At 66.2% G+C, this 20,932-nt stretch carries 12 protein-coding genes; 5 read left to right on the plus strand and 7 right to left on the minus strand.

Going from position 1 to position 20,932, the window contains the following annotated elements; genetic code table 11:
• Window positions 1–50 precede the first annotated feature (50 nt).
• Window positions 51–6,557: a hypothetical protein gene (locus M6D93_RS11945; RefSeq protein WP_249769445.1), complete on the minus strand. Its 6,507-nt coding sequence runs from the start codon at window positions 6,555–6,557 to the stop codon at window positions 51–53.
• A gap of 220 nt (window positions 6,558–6,777) precedes the next feature.
• On the opposite strand from M6D93_RS11945, the gene M6D93_RS11950 reads away from it, so the two are divergent.
• Window positions 6,778–8,634 (plus strand): copper resistance CopC/CopD family protein, encoded by a 1,857-nt coding sequence (locus tag M6D93_RS11950; protein ID WP_249769446.1) that lies wholly within the window; start codon window positions 6,778–6,780, stop codon window positions 8,632–8,634.
• A gap of 47 nt (window positions 8,635–8,681) precedes the next feature.
• Here the strand turns inward: M6D93_RS11950 and M6D93_RS11955 are convergent, their stop codons facing one another.
• The gene (locus M6D93_RS11955; protein WP_249769447.1) at window positions 8,682–10,634 is read right to left on the minus strand and encodes a DUF7657 domain-containing protein; all 1,953 of its coding nucleotides are present in this window, start codon (window positions 10,632–10,634) and stop codon (window positions 8,682–8,684) included.
• 190 nt (window positions 10,635–10,824) lie between these two features.
• Window positions 10,825–11,952 (minus strand): zinc-binding alcohol dehydrogenase family protein, encoded by a 1,128-nt coding sequence (locus tag M6D93_RS11960; protein WP_249769448.1) that lies wholly within the window; start codon window positions 11,950–11,952, stop codon window positions 10,825–10,827.
• 98 nt (window positions 11,953–12,050) lie between these two features.
• Here M6D93_RS11960 and M6D93_RS11965 point away from each other — a divergent pair, with 98 nt between their 5' ends.
• On the plus strand, window positions 12,051–12,617 hold the full coding sequence (locus M6D93_RS11965) for a TetR/AcrR family transcriptional regulator (RefSeq protein WP_249769449.1): 567 nt from the start codon (window positions 12,051–12,053) through the stop codon (window positions 12,615–12,617).
• A gap of 40 nt (window positions 12,618–12,657) precedes the next feature.
• On the opposite strand, the gene M6D93_RS11970 is transcribed toward M6D93_RS11965, so the two are convergent.
• From M6D93_RS11970 to M6D93_RS11980, 3 genes are all read right to left on the minus strand, one after another.
• Window positions 12,658–13,128 (minus strand): NUDIX domain-containing protein, encoded by a 471-nt coding sequence (locus M6D93_RS11970; protein WP_249769450.1) that lies wholly within the window; start codon window positions 13,126–13,128, stop codon window positions 12,658–12,660.
• A 221-nt stretch (window positions 13,129–13,349) separates the two neighbouring features.
• Window positions 13,350–15,290, minus strand: a complete 1,941-nt coding sequence (locus M6D93_RS11975) for a beta-propeller domain-containing protein (protein ID WP_249769451.1) — start codon at window positions 15,288–15,290, stop codon at window positions 13,350–13,352.
• A gap of 172 nt (window positions 15,291–15,462) precedes the next feature.
• A complete protein-coding gene (locus tag M6D93_RS11980) occupies window positions 15,463–15,999 on the minus strand; it encodes an RNA polymerase sigma factor (RefSeq protein ID WP_249769452.1) in 537 nt (178 codons plus the stop codon).
• A 1,317-nt stretch (window positions 16,000–17,316) separates the two neighbouring features.
• Between M6D93_RS11980 and M6D93_RS11985 the strand changes: the two genes are divergently transcribed.
• The 3 genes from M6D93_RS11985 (at window position 17,317) to M6D93_RS11995 (ending at window position 20,081) form a co-directional block, all read left to right on the plus strand.
• On the plus strand, window positions 17,317–17,562 hold the full coding sequence (locus M6D93_RS11985) for an SET domain-containing protein (protein ID WP_249769453.1): 246 nt from the start codon (window positions 17,317–17,319) through the stop codon (window positions 17,560–17,562).
• A 160-nt stretch (window positions 17,563–17,722) separates the two neighbouring features.
• Complete coding sequence (locus tag M6D93_RS11990; RefSeq protein ID WP_249769454.1) at window positions 17,723–19,207, plus strand: alkaline phosphatase family protein; 1,485 nt, start codon at window positions 17,723–17,725, stop codon at window positions 19,205–19,207.
• Window positions 19,208–19,397: 190 nt separating this feature from the next.
• Window positions 19,398–20,081 (plus strand): hypothetical protein, encoded by a 684-nt coding sequence (locus M6D93_RS11995; protein WP_249769455.1) that lies wholly within the window; start codon window positions 19,398–19,400, stop codon window positions 20,079–20,081.
• Between the two features lie 105 nt (window positions 20,082–20,186).
• Here M6D93_RS11995 and M6D93_RS12000 read toward each other — a convergent pair whose 3' ends face one another.
• The gene (locus M6D93_RS12000) at window positions 20,187–20,909 is read right to left on the minus strand and encodes an SDR family NAD(P)-dependent oxidoreductase (protein ID WP_249769457.1); all 723 of its coding nucleotides are present in this window, start codon (window positions 20,907–20,909) and stop codon (window positions 20,187–20,189) included.
• Between the last annotated feature and the right edge of the window lie 23 nt (window positions 20,910–20,932).

A 20,932-nucleotide genomic window follows, 5' to 3' on the forward strand; every position in this document is an offset into this window, starting at 1 on the left:
GTGCCCTTCCTGCGGTTGCTGCGCTGAGTTGTCCGGAGCTGGGGCGGTACTCATACGCTCGCCGCCCGGTATGCACCGGCGTCGATAACCGGGTGGCCGGCCACCGAGCCGCGAGCCGTCCCGTCCAGGTCGGTGCCCGGAGCGAACAGACCGCCTGGGACGACGTACGGCGGTGGCAACGGCACGACCGGCTGGTTGTTGCCGACGCCGGCCGCCGGCGAGGTCGGGGGAATGTGGTAGTTCCCGATTCCACCCGAGGGCAGATCGATGTTGACGATGGCCGTCACCCGGAATCGGAAGTTGATCCGCATGGGCGCGATATCCAGCTGCAGGTCCAACGGGCTGAGGAATCCGACGGCGTTCTTGGAACCGGTCAGGGTCGGTCCGCTGGCCAGCGTCCTGTTCGTGGCCGACGTGGTGTAGCCCTCAGCGGCGGTCCGCGGCGGGTCGACCAGCGAGTACACCGGGCTCAGCTTGTCCGTGGCGAACGTGTCGGCAACGCCCATGTCCCAGTAGTTGATCTGGGTGGTGTCGCCAACCTGTCCGATACCGGCCACCGAACTGGTGGACGCGCTCCACGATCCGGCACGATTGTCGTACAGGATGTCGTTGGCGATGATCGGGTCGCTCCACAGCTTGGTTCCAGTGGGCAGCGTTTTTTGGAACGGTCCGCTGTTGCGGGCGGTGGAGATACCCGCCGGAGCCGGCGATCCGTCGCTGGTAACGGCGGTTGCGGTGGTGATGTTCTTCGCGATCGTGTCGTTGATGATCACTACCTGCGCGGTGTCGTCGAGGGCGATACCACCACCCTCGTGCGAGGACACGTTGTTGGTGATGCTGTTGTTCTGCACCATCATCAGCGCCTTGCCCGCTTGCAGGAAACGCAGACCGCCGCCGTCGTCGTTGGCCGCGTTGACCGCGATCACGTTGCCGCTGATCGTCACCGGACCGGCACCCGCGGAAGCCGTGGTGGAGTCCTGGGGTAGCTGACCGGCGATCATGATGCCGCCGCCCTCGTCCTGGCTCTGGTTGAATTTGACCACGTTGTGGACGATCTGGTTCGACGGTGCTGGGGCGGAGTCGCTGGCCGCCTTGGGCTGGTAGCTGAGCACGCCGGTCTGCGGGGCGGGAAGGCGACCCGACAACTGCACCTGGTTCTGGGCCTTGAACGCCTTGATCGTCGCCCCGTTGAGTCCGAAGCCGGACACTGCCTGTCCCGCGTCGCCGGCCCGGAAGGGTGTAGCTCCGCTCGTGGTGAACACGTCCCCGCTCAGCGTGCCGGTCACGTTCAGCGGTGCGGTGCTCAGACCGTACTGGCTCATCCCGCCGCCGTACTCGGCCGACTGGTTACCGCAGATCAGGTTGTCGTGCACCTGGTAGCCGCCGGCGTCGTTGAAGATCGCCATGCCGCCACCGAGGTTGTTTCCGCCGTTGGCCACGATCTGGTTGTTGCCGAACTCGACGTTCCAGTTGTGCTGGCCGTCCAGTTGCGGGGTACCGACCCGGATCGCCCCGTAGGAACCGGAGTTTCCGTCGATCACGTCGTTGGTGACCTGAGTCCAGTCGTCGTGCCCGTTGAGGAACAGGGCACCTCCCTGGGTGGCGTCCGCACCGGTTGCCGGTCCGGTCCGCTGACCGGTGTTGGCGTTGACGTTGGCCGGGGTGTTGATGGTCAGCGATGCCTGGATGCCGAGTCCGTCGAGCACCGGGTGACTGCTGGCGCTGTAGGCCGGTTGGTCGGCCTGGGCGAGCACCGTGACGTTCTGGCCCTCGGTGATCTGCTTGTTGTCCGGGTTGGGCGTCTTGGGCCACAGTGCCGCGCTGATCGTTTGCCAGACGTCCACCGCGTGCTGGGCGCGCTGGTCCTGTGGTGCGGTGGCCCAGTTGATCGCCGCCGGCGGGCTGACCGCGGTGTCGGTCAGGCTGAAGTAGTACCGGCCGTCCAGGACGGTTCCGGGGATGCTGATCGCCGGGGTGCTCCCGCTGGCCGGGATGACCCCGCCTGGGCCGACGCCCTGCACGGTCACCGCGGAGTGCACGATGATCGGTTCGAACCACACGCCGCTGGACGTCGCGCTGTTCACCGGCGACTGCTGGGTGGCGGCCGCCGGGTAGACCACGATTACGGCGTTGGTTATCTGGCTGCCCTCCTGGGTGTAGGCGAGGGTGTTGTTGTTCGGACGCAGCCAGTAGCCGGCCGCGCGCTCCAGGGCCTCCTGGATGCTGGGGAATTTGGTCTGGGCCTTCCAGCCGGCGAGGTTGCTTGCCTCGGTGGTGAAGCTGGGATCGACTTGCAGGATCGTCGGGCTGTAGGCCCTGGTCAGGATGTAGAAGCTGATCCCGTTGATCGTCGTGAGCGGGTTCGGGCCGGCCGTCGAGATCGACAACTGATACTTTCCGCCTGCCGTGCCTGGTGGCACGGTCAGGTCGATCTCACTGTCGCTCCACCTCGTGACCCAGCCCGTGCCCGAGAGGGTGCCGGCCGGGCTGGTGAGCCGAATGGAGCCTGGGCTGGCGCCGAAGCCGAGGCCGCGGATGATGACGGCCTTGCTCGGGGGGGTCGCGGCGGTGAGGTCGACGAAGGGGTGGTCGACGGAGAACAGCTGCGGGGCCGTCAGGGGCACGCCACACTCGGCTGCGGCGGAGAACTTCTGGCCACCGTTGATGAAAGCCAGCGCGCTGCGGGTCGGTGCGGTGTCAGCTGGGGTGAACACGCCGGGCATGGCCTGGAAGTTGGCGGTGATGGTCTGGAACTGCGGGTTGTAGTTGTAGTTGGGGTGGTCGATGGTGCCCGGGTCGTTGCCGACGAACCGGTAGACGTTCTGGCAGATGCCGGCCGGAGTGGCGCAGTCGGCGACGTCGGTGGAGGGCATCAGAGCCTCCGCGATGCCGTTGGGGTCGATGTTCATCTGGTAGGCCAGGTTGCCGTGCCAGTCGTAGACGCCTTCCGGCGAGTTCGGAATCGGAGCCGCATCGCCGTACTGGGTTTCGCCCTTGTTCGTCGACAGATTCGTGTCGTCGAAGTTCTGCACGATGAACGTCGTCGGGATCGGCACATCGGTGTAGAGGTAGAAGTTGGGCGCCACTGACTGGCCGCCGCCGACGTGGATCAGGTGCACGTCGCAGGCGTTGCGGGTACGGCCCTGCAGCGGGCTGCCGCCGGCGGACTTGAAGCCGTTGTCGGAGACGTTGACCGTGAAGGTGGCCCCGGCGCACTGAGGGTCCGGTGAGGGTCCCGCCGTGTTCGGGTCCTCGACCATGGTGGTGGGCGAGTCCCCCCCGGTTGCCGGCAGCGCGACCGGGGTCTGGGTCGCCGGACCGGCCTGCGGCGGGAAGCTGAAGGCCGGGCAGGTCGCGCCACCGCAGCTGCCAGTGTGGGTGTGGCGGCTGCCGTCGGCGTTGTACACCGCGGTCAGATCGGCGTTCTGGGGCACGAACTCGGGAGTCGTGGCATGGTCGGTCAGATCGTTGGAGTACGCCGCCAGGTTCGCACCGGCGAAGTTGTTCATGCTCGTCTCGTCGGCGACCTTGTAGAGCGGCCGGTCAACGCCCGGGCTGACCTGCGGTAAGACGGTGTCGCCGGGGATGTCGACCTTGGCCAGGAAGTCGCCCACGGCGGGCGTACCACTGCTGTCTATCGGGGTGAGCGCGAAGTTGCCATCGACCGTCTGCGAGCCGTGGGTGGGGCCGTTGGCGACGTTGGGGTCCAGCGGCAGGTTGTCGGTACCGAGGCCGAAGTTGACCGCCGAGGCCGGGGCTTCGATACAGGCCTGGGTGTAGTGCCCAGGGTTCGGGCTGGACGGGTCCACGGTGAGCCCGGGGAGGAAGTCGGTGACCGTAGCGCCACCCGGTTCGGTGCCGAGTACGGTCCCGTCTGCCTGGCGGGTGCCGGAGATGATCTTTCCGTTGGCGTCGCGAGCAACGCAGCCGGTAGCACGGGCGTAGTGCTCGGACTGGTATGCGTTGACCGTGCCGTCGGGCGGAGTCACGCCCCCGTAGCGATCGGTGCTGACGATCTTGCCGGCGCTGTAGACCGTCGAGTAACCGCCGGTCGGACCGGTGGTTCGGTACGAGCCGTCGCAGTTGAGCAGGTAGCCGTTGAAGCTGACGTTGGGCACGCTCTGGCCGTTGCAGGTCTGCATCGCAGGGTCAGTGGCGCCGGCCCGGATCGGCTGGAACAGTTCGGTCATGACGCCGGGGATTCCGGGGAAGAAGTCATAGGCCGCCTGGCTGCGCGCCAGGTATCGGTTGCGAACCGCCTCGTAGGACACCGTCGCGACGATGCCGCCGTTGTCGGCGCGGTTGGCCTGCTTGTTCGGATCACTCTGGGACGTGGTCGAGCCGGCGTACGGTTGCACCGCCCAGTCCAGCCGACCGCATTGTGCGATGACCGGGTTGTACTGGACGTCGACGGCCGCGGTCAGCGTGGTGTGCTCCTGCGGGTCGTTGCAGGCTTGCCAGGTCACGCCGGTCGTCTTCCAGCGGGTGTTGAACGCCTGGATTACGTCGTTGTAGCCCAACGGGTAGGCCTCGGTGAACTCGTAGTTGCCCTGATCGTCGGTGACCGAGGTGTTCTGGCCGCCCTCCTGGGCGTTGTTGGTGCGATCGAGGTTCTGCACCGTGAACTTCGGCACGCCGGCCTCTCCGGTGTCACACCGTCCGTTGCCGTTGGTGTCGATGCAGATCTTGCCGCTGATCCGGGTCCACCACTCCAGTAGTGGAACCACTCCGAGGTCGGTGACCTTGCCGTTGGACACCGTCACGTTGAAGGAGTCGAAGATGTAGTCCTGCAGCTGGTCCCAGACTGCGACCGAGTAGGAACCGTCCGGCACGCCCTTGATCGTGAAGCTGCCGTCGAGGGCGGCATTGGAGGCCCAGATGGTCTTGTCACCGTTGTTGAGGTCGGACAGCGTGACCCACGGGTGGTGCACGGGACGGTCGAACTTGTAGCCGGCGGTGCCTGCGTTACCGCCGGTACCCGGCAGACCACCCAGGCCCGGGTAGTAGGCCGCGGCACCCATGATCTTGCCGGTGATCGACCCGGTGGGCAGCGGTGTGCGTGGCGCCCGCGGAACGGTGTTGCAGGCCGGATCGGACGGCGCACGCCAACGGTTAGGGTTGGTCAGTCCGGCGAAGTCGACGGTTCCGAAGGCCGGATTGACCATGCAGCCGGCCCTGACGAAGCCGAACTGGACCTGGGGCACCAACTCGCCGCCGACCAGCAATTCCGTGTCGTAGCCGGTGGAGTTGGCCTGCGGCCAGGTGTCGAAGTCGTGGTTGCCCTCCAGCGTGGTGGTCTGAACCCAGCAGGCCTGGTCGTTGATGGCGGTGGAGGTCAGCGACGCCTGCGTGGTGCCCAGCACCGGGCAAGTCTGCTGCGGCGGGAGGAGCCTGCCGCTGGCTGGGTCGACGCCCCCGACCTGATCGGCGATCACCGAGGAGCCGTAACGGTTCGGCGCCATGTTCGGAATCAGGATGTCGCCGTTGGAGTCACTTGTGCACGAGCCGGTGGCCGGACCATCGACCTCGAAATTACCGCGGACGTGGTGTTTCGGGTCGACGATCGGCCGACCATCCAGACCGAGTTTCACGGTGTAGAACGTGTCGGTCGGGTCTGGGTGGGAGCGCGTGTAGGCGGGACTGAGCAGGTATGCCGTGCACAGCGGGTTGTTGTAGTAGTCGACGTTGACCGGTCCGTCGTAGTCGGTCAGGTGGGCGTTGTAGCCCGGCAGCCCGAACTCCGACTGCTCGTCCCACTGGCCGTTGGTGGAGGCCATGTCGCCATAGACCTTGAGCCGGATGTTGGTCAGCGGGATCGGCAATGGGTTCAGGCTGACCGCGATCGCGCCGCTGGAGGTGACATCCAGGCCGCGGTAGACGCCGTCGGTCACCGAGAAGTGCGCGCCACCGATCTGGAAGCCGTTGGCGGTGACCGAGACCAGGTACTTTCCGTTGGGCAGACCGCGCCCCTTGCCGGCGACCTGCAAAGGCAGCGCCGTGCTCGTGTTCCAATCCGACTGGCTTCCGTCGGACACCACGGGGCTCGAGGTGATGTTGTGGATCGAGGGCCAGTTGCAGGCGGCGGGACTCGGCGAGCCGTCCGCGGTGATCGGGCTGCTGCCGTCGCTCGGATTGGGGTAGTTGGGATTACCGGCGGGGTTCGTAGAGGTGATCGGATGACACGTCTTGACCTCGGAGGCGAGCGGGGTCTTGCGGTCCGGGCCGAGCGTCACGCCACCGGTGTTGTCCTTGTTGAGCAGCCACTTGTACGTGGAAACCGGGTCGTTCTTGCTCGGTCCCTGACCACCGATGTGCGATCCGGGAAGGATTGAGTCCTCCGCCGCGCGCACACACAACGTCCCGGCGGCCTTGGTCGAGCAGCCCGACAGGTCCAGCGCGGGATTGGGGTGTCCGTTGGCCGTCCAGCCGGCGGGCGCGGGCGCGGCGGCCGAGGGACCGGCGGCGTAGGCCAGCATGGGCGCCGCCAGCGCGGCGACGAGCAGCACGATGCGGATGCGGGCGGTTCGGCGGAAGCTAGGACGACCGGCTCTGAACATCGAGGACTCCCCTGTGATCACGCCACGACCTTCGGCGCTGTCGAGCAGTGAAGCCCCGGGCGGCCTCGTTGCGACACCACTATGAGGAGCCCGTAATCGCAGATGAAACCCCTCTCACCTGATGAGGGTTGGCCGTTGGCGGGATGACGGATCCGTCATGCAGGCGAGCAAACCGTCACGTGGACGTTCCGCCGATGGCCGCGGTCGTAGCGTGACCGGCATGCTCGCTCGGATCGTCGGCAAACTGGGCCTGTTGGCTGCGGCGTTGCTCGCCGCGCTCGTCGTCCAGATCATGTTTTCGCCGGTCTCGCAGGCACATTCCGTGTTGTTGTCCAGCACGCCGCAGGACGGTCAGGTGCTGGCGAGCGCGCCGGCTTCGATCCGGCTGCAGTTCAGCGAGGCCGTCGACCCGGCGTTCACGCAAGCGAGCGTCGTCGATAGTCAGGGGCGGGCGTTCACCCCGACGTCCACCGCACTGGTCGGTGACGCGGTTCTCGTGCTGGGCTTGCCACCGCTACCGGATGAGACCTACCGGGTGAGCTGGCGCACCGTCGCGACCGACGACCGCCATCAGACCTCTGGCGTGGTGGTCTTCGGCATCGGCGTCAGCGCCGCGGTAGGCCCGACGATGGCGGCCGATCCGTTCCCGAACGCCTCGGAAACCCTGCTGCGCTGGCTGACTCTGCTCGGGTTGAGCGCGCTCACCGGCGGCCTGCTGCTCAGTTGGCTACCTCGCTTCGGACGGGTGCGGCTAGCCGCGCCGATCGCAGGGACGTTGACCCGGGTCAGCGTCGTCGGCGGGGCCTGCGCGCTGGCAGCAATGCTGGCCCTGGCCATTCTGCAAGCGGGCGGCACAGCGGCGTTGATCGCGCTACGAACGGCTCCGTTCGGTCAGCGATCCGCCATTCGAGTGCTGGCGACGGTGGTGTTGCTGCTGGCTGCCCTCGGGCACCGACGGATAACGGCCATCGTGCGCGTGCGGTATCTGGCGGGAGCCGTCGAGCTGGGCGTGCTGGCCACGGTCGTCGGCACGACGGCCTTGCTCGGACACGACGCCGGTTCCCCGTCTCGGGTGATCATCGGTTCCGTTCATCTGGTCTTCGCGCTGGCTTGGTGCGGATCTCTGATCGGCAGCGCGGTCACCGCGGCGGCCTTGTGCCGCGGGCGCCGGGCCGATGCCGAGCACAAGCGGCAGTTCCTGCAGCTCCTGAAGGCCTTCGGCACCGTGGCTATCGCCTGCGTGGCCATCTTGGCCGTCACCGGGGTGCTACTGACGGGCAGTGCGGCCCGCACGGTGGATGCCCTGCTGCTGTCGACGTACGGGCACGTGCTGCTGATCAAACTCAGTCTCGCTCTCGCGGGCGGCCTACTGGGCTGGTCGGCGCACCGGCTGCTACGACGGGCTCACCCCACTGTGCGCCCGCGTGCGTTGATGGTCGAGGCGGTGATGCTGGTGCTGGTGTTGGGCGGTGGCGCGGCGCTGGCCGGCACCACCCCGCCCCAGGGTTCCCAATGGCGCCCCGCAGTGCCGGTGGCCGGCAGCGTGACCGTCTCCGGAGAGACCGCCGGGCTGGTGGAATCGGTCCGGATCGCCCCCAACCGGCCGGGCCACAACTTCGTCACCGTCGGGGTTTTCGACTCCCGGCGACCGGTGCTGGGCCCGATCTCGCAGGTCTGGATCGAGCTCACCGGACCTGGTGGGCAGCACGTCCAAAACCCAGCGACCTCCTCTTCCGGGCAGTGGGTGCTACCGACTGACGCCCTCGACGTCTCGGGCATTTGGTCTGTGCAAGTCCGAGTCGCTCGGGACGGGCAACCGGCGGTGTCGACACAATATCGCTGGGCGGTCGGCGGCACGGTCGGCGGCCCCGCGCGTCGGGTGTTCTCCCAGCTGCCGATGTCCGCAGTGGCCGATGCGGTAACCGCCGGACTCGTTCTTGTGCTGTTGGTGGGTCTCGCGCTCACCCTGCGACGGCGGGTGAAACCGGCGGCCCGACTGTCCACCAGTGCGCCGCTCACCGAGGACGACCCACAGTGGGAGGCTGACGCCAACACACGGACCCGTCAGTCCGTCTGAACGACACACGGTCTCGTCGAGCATCTCCGGATCCCGTCCAGAGACGGTTACTTCGGCCCGGTCGCGTAGATGTAGTAGGTCCGCCGGCCCTCTTGCGCAGTGGCTTTGAGACGGAGGCAGGCCGAGGTCAGGGGACCGCCGGCAAGCACGTAGGTCACGTGTGCCTGGACGACCGGGTCGCACGCACTGATCGTGCTGATGACCACGTCCGCCTGTGGGCTTCCGATTGTGATGTGGGAACCGTCCGCGCCGAGTCGGAACAGGACGTAGGCGTAACGATCCCAGGCTTGCCGGTGCACCCGTTTCGGATCGAACCATTGCCACACGGCGGCGGACGGGTAGCCGTACACGCCGGATAGGTGGCTCACGCCGCTTTCGGGCAGGATCGCTGTGGAATAGATGTCGCCGACGCTGACCCAGTTACCCGGACGGCCACGGTCGACGGCGGCGACGGTCCGCCCGAGCGGAGTCTGTCCCACGTTGTATAGGCCTTGGTACAGCGGGTTGACCGGAGCACCGAGAACGCAGCACATCGTCGCCCAGAGCAGCACGGCTGCAGTCGCGCGCACCAGCAGCAGCACGGCGATCGCACTTACCACGATCGCCGTGGCGAGCAGCGCCGTCCCCGAACGAAGCGCGTGGGGTGCAACGTGGCGCAGATGTATGCCGGTCACCAGGGTGGCCACGAGCGCCAGCAGTCCGACAGCGCCGGCGCACGCCGTCCGTCCGCGGTGACTGTGCGCTGTCGTGCTGACCCAGTCGGCGACGACGGCGACTGCGAGCACGGTCGAGGCGAGTCCGAGACCGATGGTGAGCCGCTCGGTGGGGACCAAGCTCAGCCCGGTGACCTGAGCGATCCAGCTCAGATGTGGCACCGCTGCGACCAGGATGAACAGCACGAGCACGCCGGTCGTCGCCACGAGCATGGCGTTGAGGCGCCGTGCCCGCACCCCCCGCACGATCTGCCAGGCAGCGACCGGAAGGAGAAACAGACCCATGAGCACGAAGGAGGAACCTTCACTGGCGTTCGCTGCCCATCCCCGGAGCGAAGTGGCCCTGGGAAGATATGCCCAGTCGAATGGCCCGGAGAGCCACGTCGCGAGGTTGATCTGCCCGGTCGGCACCCTGCGTGCACCCGGGTAGACCGTGCCGGTAATCCCTCTGATCGCGGCCGTGCGAGTGAGCACGAACGCCGCCAAGAACAGGATTGACGCGGCCGCCGCACCGGCCATCACCGCCAGACGCAGCCGCCACGGACGAGCCCCAATAGCGGTGTCCGAGGGCGAGGGACTGAAGACCGATCCTAGCGCGACAGCGATCACGACCAACAGGCAAGGCAGCACGAACGGCACGTAGGCCGACATCGCCATCGCTGTGACCGCGTAGGCCAGTGCGGTCCCCGCCCACACCGCGGCACGCTTACTTCGAGCACGCGATACGGCGATCGCGGCGGCGCCGGCCCAACAAGCCCAGCCCAGGCTGAGCAAAGTTGACGGCTCGTACCACCACTGCACGAACGGGCTGAACAACAAGGCGAGCGAAACCCCAGCAGCGAACACATACCGACCAGGCAGCAGCGCGAGCGAAAACGCGTAAGCGCCGACCGCCAAGATCCATGCCCAGGCCCACCACCAACCTGCGAAGCCATGACCGAGCGGCAGCACGAGCGCGGGCACGGTCTCCGGTCGGAACAGAACTGTCCAATCCCAGTAGGGCAAATTGAACGGCAGTGAGATGTCCTGGCCGGTCCCCAAATCCGGGTTCACACGAGCAAAGCCGTGCTGACTCTGCGAAATCGCGTACGGCGTAGCCACAAGCCACTCATCCGAACGCACACTGCGCGCCGTTCCAGCCAGACTCCGGGTGTCTCGCGCTCCGCCCGTCAACGCCGAATGCAGCACCCCCGAGGACGTGCCCGACCAGCCAAGACCGACAAGCAGTACGTACACCAGGCCGGTCGCCAGCGGATATAGCGCCCAGCGCGCAATCCGCACCCGCATCCTCCCCAGTCTGCGCACGTGAGCACGCTATTCCGAGTTGATGTGACGGTCATGAACGCGCTCAACGCGGCCGCGACCGTCTCATGCCCGGGGCCGTCCGATCATGTGGACGATGCCGAACCGCTGCGTCTGATCGCGGCCGGCCGATGGGCGAAGGTTTTCCTGCTCGCCCATCGGCCGTGCGGCGGAGCTAGTTGGAAGCAAGGGTGACGACGACCTTCTGGGCCGAGACGCCCTTGCGCTGAATGTCGAGAGCGTGCTGGAGGTCGTGCAGTCCTTTTCCGACGACCAACGGTTGCGGCGCGGGAACATATCGGCCGCCGGCCAGCGCCGCCGGCAGGAAGTCGCGGTAGATGGCGGTGCTCACCTCGTTCGACTTCAGGGACGTGCCGAAGATGTATTTCAGCCGCACTCCCCGGGGTCGTGCCTGAAGCTGCAGGCCGATGTTGGACGTGATCAGTCGGAAGATGGTGCGGAACGTGACGAACGATGGTCGGTCGGCATCGCCGAGACGCTCGAACGAAACCGGTGGAGTGGCGATGGCGATGAACTTGTTGCCCTTCGAGGCGGCGGCGATGCGCACGCAGGCGGAGGCCGCGGTGGTCCCGATAGCTATCGCACCGGCGAGGGTTCGGTCAGCGAAAGCCGCGACGAGGTCGTTGACGACCTTCGGGTCGTTGTAGTCGAACACCAGGCTTGCGCCCAGGGACGCGACGTAGTCGAAGTTGTGCGGCGAGGCGGTCGTGATCACGTCGTATCCGGCTGCGACTGCGAGCTGGATCGCGTTGCTGCCGACGCTTGTCGACCCACCCCAGATGAGGACGGTCTGGCCGGTGGGTTGCGGGCTTTGCGTCGGGTGCCGTAAACCGAGTTGGTCCTTTTGGAAGAGCGCTGACGCTGCCGTGGACACCGCGAGCGGCAGGACTGCGGCGTTCTCGTAGGCGAGAGTGTCCGGAAGCGGGGATGTCATGCGCTCCAGCACCACGGTGTAGTGCTGGAAGGCTCCCTCGGCCGCGCGGTTGGAGTCCTTGTCGGTGCCGACTGCATGGGCGAGAACACGGTCGCCTACCTGAAAGAGAGTGACGGATTTGCCGACCTCAACGACCTCACCGGCCAGGTCAGAACCGATCACCGCCGGGTATTGCAGCCACCGATAGGTCAGCCCGCCCGCCACTTGGATGATCCAGTCCAGCGGATTGATCGCGACCGCGTGGTTGCGAACGACGATCTGATCGTCACCCGGCGCGGGGTACGGAGCTTCGGCGACCTCCAGAGAAGCGTTCTTCGCATTGCTCCACGCCGCTGCGTTGATGGCCATGAGGTCCTCTCGATTGGTCAAGTCTTGTGATTGCACTGAGTGCAGTAACCACTGTAGGACGTGATTGCACCTTGTGCAATCACGGGTATGCTCAGGGCATGGCACGGTGGGAACCAGGCGCACAGGAACGTCTCCAGCAAGCGGCGTTCGCGCTATTTGTCGAGCGCGGATACGACAAGGTCACCGTTGCCGAAATCGCCGATCGTGCCGGGCTGACTAAGCGGTCGTTCTTCAATTACTTCGCCGACAAGCGGGAGATTCTGTTCGCCGACGCGCACCTCTTCGAGGCGGGCATCGTCAAACACCTGACCGACGCCGACCCCAGCCTCGAGCCCATTGACGCGGCAGTCGCCGCGTTGACACACGGAGGACGGCAACTTTCGGTGTATGGCGAGGGCGGCCGGACCCGCCGGGATCTCATCGACTCGTCGACTGAGCTCCAGGAACGCAACCTCGCAAAGTTGACGTCCCTGACGGCAGAGATCACTGCAGCCCTCTGCATGCGGAACGTGCCTGCACGGGATGCGAGCTTCATTGCCCGAGTCGCTGTGGCGGCGTTCATCACCGCCTACGACGACTGGCTCAACGACCTCACGGTCGACTTCGCGACACTGATGCAAAACTCAATGGCCGATCTCCGACGTGCCATTGGCGCCAACCCGTGAACGCGATCTTCCTCGAAGCCGAGACCCCGAGGTGCTCCGCTCAGTGGTCCAGCGTCGGACTCACGGCGTGCTCCAGGTACTGCGCGCTTGCCGAGCTCCGCAGCGCCTGAGCTAGCCGCCTACTCAGGCGCTCGGGCATAAGTTGCGGCAGCTCCCGATCCTCGGCGAACCTCGCCGCGGCTATCTCGCCCGGATGAAGCTTTAGCGACTCGCGAACCTGCTCGGGTGAAACGTGCCCACGAAAGAGAAAGAGAAGCTTGTCCCCCTCGTTCGGGTGAGGTGCCCAGTCCACCAACAGCAGTTCACCAACCTGCCAATCCACGCCGAGTTCCTCGCGGACCTCGCGGATCGCCGCGGCTCGCGGACTCTCCCCAATCTCCACATAGCCGCCCGGGACGTCCCAGCCGTCCTTGTATGTCGGCTTGACGACTAGCACCCGTCCAGCCTCGTCGCGGAACAGAACCCCCGCGGCAACATGTGGCGTGGCGAGTCGATTTGCTTCATCAGGCACGACGACAGACTAGGTAGGAATTACGCCGGCCCGTGTCGCAAGGCCATCGAGTGCGGAAGTCGCTCGGGTGGCGTCTCCGCCTGATCTACCAACGTGACCGCGATCAGAACGAGCGCCATTGCGACGACGAAGCAGCTCCGTGCGTGGCCTTCTCAGCCCAGCTTGACGCGCCCGTTGAGTTCGGCATCGGGACCGATCGACGCCGCAAATCGCTCCGTGACCTACGTGAACGGGATCCATTCGAGCTTGGCCAGGCTTGTCTGACTGCTGATGCGGATGCCGCTCTGGGAGAACGTCCACAGATTGCCGTTGACAATCATGCTCCGCACGATCGCCGAAACCTGGGCTCTCGCACTTCCGCCCGGATTGGATAACGTGCCGAGTTGGACGAGGTTTTTGCTGTCCACCCGAACAGCCAGCGCGCCGCCGTTGTCGTAGTTCGCGATCGGCACCACAACGAGACCCGTTTGTGGCCAATACAGAAAGGCGTGCGGGTCGAAGCCCGGATCTCCGGGTGTGCCTGTACCGGGCAGCACCACCTTCGCAGTGCGGGTGGGATTTCTTGGGTTGCTGACATCGAACAGTTGCACCATGCGCCCTTCGTTGTGCGCGTACTGGCCGCCGCCCTCTTTGACGAGGCGGGTGTCCTGGCCCACGCCGAGCAAGCGGCCGTTACCAACATCCTGCAGATAACTCGAGAAACCAGGTATCTCAAGTGAGCCCGCGAGCCGGGGCTTTGCCGGATCGGACAGGTCGAGCACATAGAGCGGGTCCTGCTGGTTGTAGGTAACCACGTAGCCGAGCTTTCCGAGGAAGCGAACGGCGTAGACACGTTCGCCCTTGCCGAGACCGCTGACCGAGCCAGTTTGCTTCAGTGTCGCGGCGTCGAGCACGTCCACGCCGCTGACCGAGGAGCCGCGTGAATCGCTGACGGTCGTTGCGATACGCAGCGAGCCCCCGTACTCAGAAAGGGAATACTGACTTAGAAGCGACCCTCGCACGCTGCCTGAACCGAGGTAGGTCGGCTTGGCCGTGCCGGTGATGTCGAACCGGTGAACGTCAGTCGTGGTCGTCACAGCGTTTGACCCGGCGCACCACCGGCAGTTCGGGCTGCTTGCGATGTAGAGACTCGACGTTGTGGCGTACACGGTGTTTCCGTCCGCCGAGACGCTGACCGGCTGCGGATCGGCCGCCGGCTTGCCCGGATCAACCGTGTAGAGCGTCAGCATCGAGGCGGCTGTGAAGTCCGTTGGGTGATCGACTGCAGCGCAAGGCACGCTCGCCGAGAACGAGCCGGCCGGGCCGGTGATCGTGTACGCAGGCAGCCACGACTTCAGCGGAGCCTTGTCGATGTTGGCGCGCAACTCCGACTTGTACTGCGAATAGGTTCTGTACGCCTGCGGCTGCTCGATCGAAGGCGTGTTCGACGCCACTACGCGAACCGTTGTACCGACCATGCGCGCGTCCAGGATCCTGCCGGTGACCTCGAGTGAGCCGGTGATGCGTGGCGAGGCGGAGAGGTCGACATAGAGCACCATCGAGTCTGGACTGACGCTGTTCGTCCCTAGGCCGATCCCCGGGCGGCTCGGACCTCCGGCCGCCGGCATGCCGACCAGGCCGCCTAGCCCGAGTGCATCTGGCTTGAGCAGGACGAGAGCATGATCGCCGGACGTGAGTAATTGGGCGCCTTCGTAATTGGCGTAGTGCCGTAGATCGAGGCTGCCCACGATGCGTCGGCCACCCGCATCGATCACCCGAAGCACACCGTCGGTCACTGTTACTACCCGACCGCCCTGGGTCTTCACCACGTCCGGCTCGTCGACACCTTGCTCCTGCACGTTCGTGGTCGACGTGACGTCACTGCCACCGGGCGCCGACGATGGGGCGGCGGCAGCAGCATCGGCGACGCCGGCAAAGGCAGACGAACGCACTGGGCCCCCTGCCAGCCCGAACCACGCGTCACCGCCGGAAGGCGAGAACGCCTGCAAGTGCTTCACCGCATGCGCACGCAGCCCATCGAGCAGCGCATCGCAGGAGGAATAGGGACTGAGCAGCATTGCGGCCGGACGGATCTGCGTGAGTGTCGGACCCTGCGGCTGATGAATCTCAGGGTCGGCACCCATTACTGCCGAAACGAGGACGACCGCGGCGACCGCTGTCACGGTGGTCGCCGTGGGCAGCAATGTCCACCTGCGCGCTCGGCGCCGATCCCGCATGGCCGTTATCCGTCGATGGATATCGGACAACGACTGCGATCCCTCGGCGCTGTCGACCCAGCCATCCACGTCTGGCGGCGACGTCGGCCGGACGAGGCGAAGCCAGCGGTTCACATCGTCAGCCACGGAGTGCCTCCGCAAGTTGACCAGCAGGGGTTTCGCCGCGGTAACCCGCTTCGTCGAGAGCCGCGGCGAGACGCTTGCGTGCCCGGTGCAAGCGGACCGCGTAGGTTGCAGCTGAAGTCCCGAGCGCCTCGGCCGCCTCCCGTGCGGTCAGGTCATACCAGCCCGTCAGGGTCAGCACTTCCCGGTCACCCGCCGACAAGACCGCGAGCGTCTGCCCAAAGGCCGCCTTCAGATCCGCAACCTCGGCGTCCACCTCACGGCTGGCGTCCTCAAGCAGCCTCGCGATTAGTTCGTCGCGGCGGCGATTGCCTCGGTGCTTATTGGCAAGCAGCCTTCGGGCCGTCCCGAACAGCCAGCCGGTTGGCGGCTGAGGCACGTCCTCTGCCTTACGGAATGCAGTCACGAACACCTCCTGTAGCACGTCCTGAGCGGTCTGGGGGTCGGTTCGATGCAGCAAGTAGGCCAACACCCGGTTCGCATCGGCGCGGAACCACTGGTCGAGCAGCGCACGACGATCCTCGTCCCGCATCCAGGCCCTCCTCGCGACGCGACACACCCGATTGGTAGGTGTCCAGCCGGAGCCGGAGCATTACACGTACGAGACGCGGCGGTAGCCCGCTTCTGTTGCGTGAATCCGACCGACCAGCGAGGCGATGCTGTCCTCGCTCTTGTGCCGTCAACACGCTTGTCGAAGTGGCGGTCGCGGTCGCGGTCGCGGTCGCAGTCGATAAGCATCGGCCGGCAGCTGCTCCGTCAACGTCGGGTCGCCGTATGCTCGAAACGACCTCTGCCACCGGAGACGGAGCAGCTCATGAACCCAATGCGCGCGGCCAGCATTGCTGCCATCGGCTCAACCGTCCTGGCCGCCGTCGTATTGGTCGCTTCGCGAACGCAGGCGTCCGAGTCGGCACACCACGATTCACAGGGTGAGCAACGCGTCGCCTCCCGACGGCCGCCAGCGGCAGCTCCCCGGGTGTCCAGGCAATTCGCACAACGCGTCGCCGCGCTCGACCAACTCAATGTCCAGGTAAGTCGCGACATTGCAGCCGCGCACGTCACCTTCGGTATGACATGGGGCCCGAGTCCGGCGGACAACGCCGTCACAGTCACGATGGGTCGAGGACGCGGCCAGCGGGCCCTTGCCGACCTACTCACAACCAAGTACGGGTCACGCGTGAAGATCAGCCTCGTGGACCACTTCCCCGACAATCCTTTCGCATAACTGAGTCGGCCACACGCGCTGCGCCGCACCACCGCCACAATGCCGGGACTTCGCTGACGGCCGAAGGTGTTGAACGGCTGGAGCAGCTGGACGTGCTACGGAACGTGGGCTGCAGCACGGCCCACGGGTTTCTCATCGAACAACCACCGCCCGTCGGTCCGCTGACAGCTCTTGAGTTTGAGCCTGCGCGTCTTTCGGGATGACGACATTCGTGATGCTGAGCAGGCAGCCCTTGCTGGCGTCGGGGACGCGCGGGCGCTCCGTCCGACGATGCGACTAATCAAGATCAACGAGAGTGGCGAACTCCCCCTCTACCAGTGGACGGGGCGAGGCGTCGGCGTTCACTGTGCCCCCAACGATCTGGTTGATGCGCGGCCGCGTTGGGCACAGACAGTGTTGGAAAGCTTGCGTTCAACGTCAAGACACCTCGGGCGTGCACCGTGATCGGGTGCAGCGTTGTGAAGTAACGGGATGTGCGAGCGCATCAGACGGCGTGTTCTGTCTCGCACCCGGGACCGGGGTGTTTGAGGAAGAAGCTGCGCACACCCCTGCGACGCTGCGCCTGTGTCAGTGGCATGCGCAGCTGTATGGGGATCACCGAGTACGCATTAGTAGGAAGACCGAATGATCGTCGCGCTGTTCATCGGCGGCCCGTTCGCTGGCAGGCGCCGCGAGGTGCAAGAGCGGGAACACGGCGCACCGCCCTTGGTCCTGGAGATCCCCTCCGGCGGTCCCGTGCTGATCCGCTACGTTCTGATCGGGGCGAGTACACGCGCTCGCGAGTGGCGCTACCGGCATGAGCCGTCACCCGATGAGGACCAAGACCTGGGCGTCACCGATGAGATGGACGCCCGGGACGGGTCGTTGTAGCTGAGCACAGCGGCGTTGACGGCAGCGGACATGCGTAGGTCTCGGTCGCCGGCACAAAGGATTCATCCAGTCGTAGCCGGGGCGCAGTGGTGCTTTGGCTCCATGAGTGGTTCGCTGGCCCGGATGAGGCTGCATCGTCGAGCAGGACGGGGTGGGGCGCATGTCAGGGATTGCTGGGCACAGGGTCATCGTGTTCTTGCAGGAGAACAAGACCACGGATTTCTACTTCCCGACCATGGCTGCGTGGGGCGCGGCGGTGGCCAACCGGGGAAACCTGCTGGCGGCGCCACCCAACTTCGATCAGCCGCACGACCGCAACTCCTGGGTGCACTACGCGATGGGTGACTACCCGGCGTTGCCCGTGCAGATCGACAATGACGCCGTCATCCCGTTCTACAGCTATCTGGCTAAGCAGTTCGTGTTCGCAGATCATCACTTCGGACTTGGGTCGAACTCCACCAGCGGGCACATGCTCGCGGTGGGCGGTCAGACACCGACGATGAAGAACCCGCCGTTCGTCGGCGCTCACCCGGTCTGGAACATCCCCTCGATCTTCACCGCGGCCGACGCGGCGGGTGTCTCGTGGGCGGCGTTCCCAGATGCCAGCGGCTACCCAACGAAGTTCTACGCGAGCCTGACCACCACTCCGGGCGCCAACAACGTGCACCGCCCAGCGGAGTTCATCCCGATGGCCACAGGCGGCACCCTGCCGCAAGTCTGCTACGTGTGGAGTCCGTCCGGCTACGACGAACACCCACCGGCGACAAGCGATCCTTCATACGTCACGAAAGGGCAGGACCTCGTCTGGGCTCGCGTCCAGGCGGTCATCGATGGCGGCGGCTGGCCCGACACCACGTTCATCCTCACCTGGGACGACTGGGGCGGCTACGCCGACTCCATCCCCACTCCTGCGATCGAGACCGTCCCCGACGCCCTTCACCCTGGTGGATTCGCAGCCATCGGCGGCGCCCGCATCCCGCTCATCATGTTCGGCGGCAAGGTCAGGCAAGCCATCGACAACCGATGGCACTCCCACGCGAGCATCCCAAAAACCATCGTCGATCTTCTCGGACTACCCGCACTCGGCGTGCCCCGGGTCGATGATGCGCCCAGCCTCGCCGCCCTGGTCGACGCCGCCACATCCAGGCCGCTACCGCCGGCCCACGGCAGCACGATCACCCAACCCGCCCCACCCAGCCCGACCCCCAGACCGGCTGACCCTCCCCCTTGGGCCGGGTCACTGGACCAGCAGATGCCCGCGCTGGTCACCCTCGACGGGAGCACCCTGCCAGCCCCCACCGATGGGATCGTCCGCCCGAAGCCACCCAAGCCCCCGGTCCCACCGACGCCCGGACCCGCTCCGGCGCCTGGACCTGGGCCTGGACCGGGACCTGGACCTGGACCTGGGCCTGGACCGGGACCTGGACCTGGGCCAGGTGGAAGCCTTGACGATCTCGTTGACAAGAAGTACGCGGGCAAGACCGCAGCCGACCTCGCCGCGGCCCCACTCGACGCGCTCAAGGGGCTCAGCAGCGCCAAGGCCACACTTCTCACCCAAGCCCTGGGCGTGAGCACGGTCGGCGAACTGGCGGCTGACAAGATCGTCCAGGCAGCGGTCGCCATCATGAAGCAGACGCACTCCTGACCGACTCGGAACCAGCGGGTGGACACCGTCGCCGTTGCCGATGTGCCGTGGTCTTCGCGATCGCCCCGGACCTGGGAAGTCAAAGCACGCCACTGGCGGTCTGCGTGATCACCAAGCGCAGTGACCAATTCATTCGCGATTCGATCGGTGGTCAACGATGCGTCGACTAGACCCGATGAGGCTGAGGCGCATGCCCCTTCACGGATCTACCGGAGTAGACGCCCTCACTCGAAGACTGGGGCTGATTCTGCCCGCGACGGCGGCCGTTGGGCAGATTACGGCGGTCGCGTTGATGGTGTGGTGCGGCATCTATGCGCTGCAGTTGCGATTCAGTTTCGACCCGAGCCCGACCACGAGCTTCCGGTCGCATGTCAGTTCCCAGATGCTGCCCCCGCTGGTCGCCGCAGCGCTCATCCTCGGAGTTGGCCTTCTCGGAGCTGGTTGGGCCGGCCCGGGGTTGAGCCGGCGCGTGATAAAGCTGCTGGGCGCGCTCGTCTCCGCTGCTCTCGCCACGCTGGTGTTGGTTCATGGGTGGCGGCAAGTTCATCCTTCCTTCGACCAGCAGCGGGCTGCCGTTGGGGTATTCCGGCCCCCGGCTGCGGCAACCGCCCAGTACGAGGTCACCGAGGCCGCGGACCCACGCATCTTTCTCAAGGCGTGGTACGTCCCGGGACAGCCGGCCACCGTGTGTCCAGCCGCTCGACGATCCCTCGCGGCGTGGGCGGATGACGGCCTTGTCGAGCCCGTACACGATGACGCCCTGGACTGCGCTTACCGTGGCCGCAAAGGCGCCGATGTCGTCGCACTGCATGGCTCGTACTTCCTCGGCATCAATCAGACGTTGATCAGCCTGACGCTCAGCCGGCCGGCATGAAGTGGACTACACGGCCCGTGGTGATCTCGTACTCGATGGGGGTGTGAATACACCTAGACCTCAAAGCCCAGAAGACCAGCAGGTGTGGTCGAGTAGCAAAGGCCGTCACCAGCCCAGGCGCTGGCCGTCCCGGAAAAACCCGCCGCGAGGTCCGTCGCTAGGCAGCGTGGCGGCCCACACCACGCCACGCGCGCTGGCGTTGACCGGCCGCGCGCCCATCTGCTCGGCGCCGGGGAAAGTGGCGGTCAGACCGGGGCAAACGGCGTTGACGAGCACGTCGGTGTCGGACAGTTCGGCGGCGAAGGTCGCGGTGAGGGCGTTGAGGGCGGCCTTGCTGATTCCGTAGGTGGCTGCCGCGCCATGGCGGGCCGTGAGCCCGAAGTCGGGGTCGATGTGAGAGCCGGCACCGCTGCTTACGTTGACGACTCGCGGGTTTGGGCTGCGGCGGAGTAGCGGCAGCAGTGCCTGGGTCAAGCGCCACGTCCCGAACAGGTTGATCTGCATGACGGCCTCGGCGGCGGCGAGGTCGGCGCCGGAGGCGGTTTCGCTCCAGTCGACGTACCCGGCCGCGTTGTTGACAAGCACATCGAGTCGGCCCGGGGTCTCGGCCACCACTCGCGCGGCCTGAGTGACCGAGTGCGGATCGCTGATGTCGAGTGAGACCGGAAGGGCCTCCACGCCAGCCACCGGGTCGGCAGCGGCCGTCGCCGCATCGACGTCACGAGCAGCGATGAGGACCGCCATGCCTGCTGCTGCGAGCTGGGTGGCGACCTCGAGCCCGAGGCCGTGAGCGGCACCGGTGACTAGGGCGATCGGGGTGTCGGCCATAGGTCCTCCAAGGTGTGACGGAT

The sequence above is a fragment of the Jatrophihabitans telluris genome, from assembly GCF_023516435.1.
Taxonomy (GTDB): Bacteria; Actinomycetota; Actinomycetes; order Mycobacteriales; family Jatrophihabitantaceae; genus Jatrophihabitans_A; species Jatrophihabitans_A telluris.

Excerpts from the sequence above, each read along its gene's own strand:
- M6D93_RS11965 (WP_249769449.1), top strand. The coding sequence starts at position 12,051 with ATGGCACGGTGGGAACCAGGCGCACAGGAACGTCTCCAGCAAGCGGCG.
- M6D93_RS11960 (WP_249769448.1), bottom strand. The coding sequence starts at position 11,952 with ATGGCCATCAACGCAGCGGCGTGGAGCAATGCGAAGAACGCTTCTCTG.
- M6D93_RS11955 (WP_249769447.1), bottom strand. The coding sequence starts at position 10,634 with ATGCGGGTGCGGATTGCGCGCTGGGCGCTATATCCGCTGGCGACCGGC.
- M6D93_RS11990 (WP_249769454.1), top strand. The coding sequence starts at position 17,723 with ATGTCAGGGATTGCTGGGCACAGGGTCATCGTGTTCTTGCAGGAGAAC.
- M6D93_RS11980 (WP_249769452.1), bottom strand. The coding sequence starts at position 15,999 with ATGCGGGACGAGGATCGTCGTGCGCTGCTCGACCAGTGGTTCCGCGCC.
- M6D93_RS11995 (WP_249769455.1), top strand. The coding sequence starts at position 19,398 with ATGCCCCTTCACGGATCTACCGGAGTAGACGCCCTCACTCGAAGACTG.
- M6D93_RS12000 (WP_249769457.1), bottom strand. The coding sequence starts at position 20,909 with ATGGCCGACACCCCGATCGCCCTAGTCACCGGTGCCGCTCACGGCCTC.
- M6D93_RS11945 (WP_249769445.1), bottom strand. The coding sequence starts at position 6,557 with ATGTTCAGAGCCGGTCGTCCTAGCTTCCGCCGAACCGCCCGCATCCGC.
- M6D93_RS11985 (WP_249769453.1), top strand. The coding sequence starts at position 17,317 with ATGATCGTCGCGCTGTTCATCGGCGGCCCGTTCGCTGGCAGGCGCCGC.
- M6D93_RS11950 (WP_249769446.1), top strand. The coding sequence starts at position 6,778 with ATGCTCGCTCGGATCGTCGGCAAACTGGGCCTGTTGGCTGCGGCGTTG.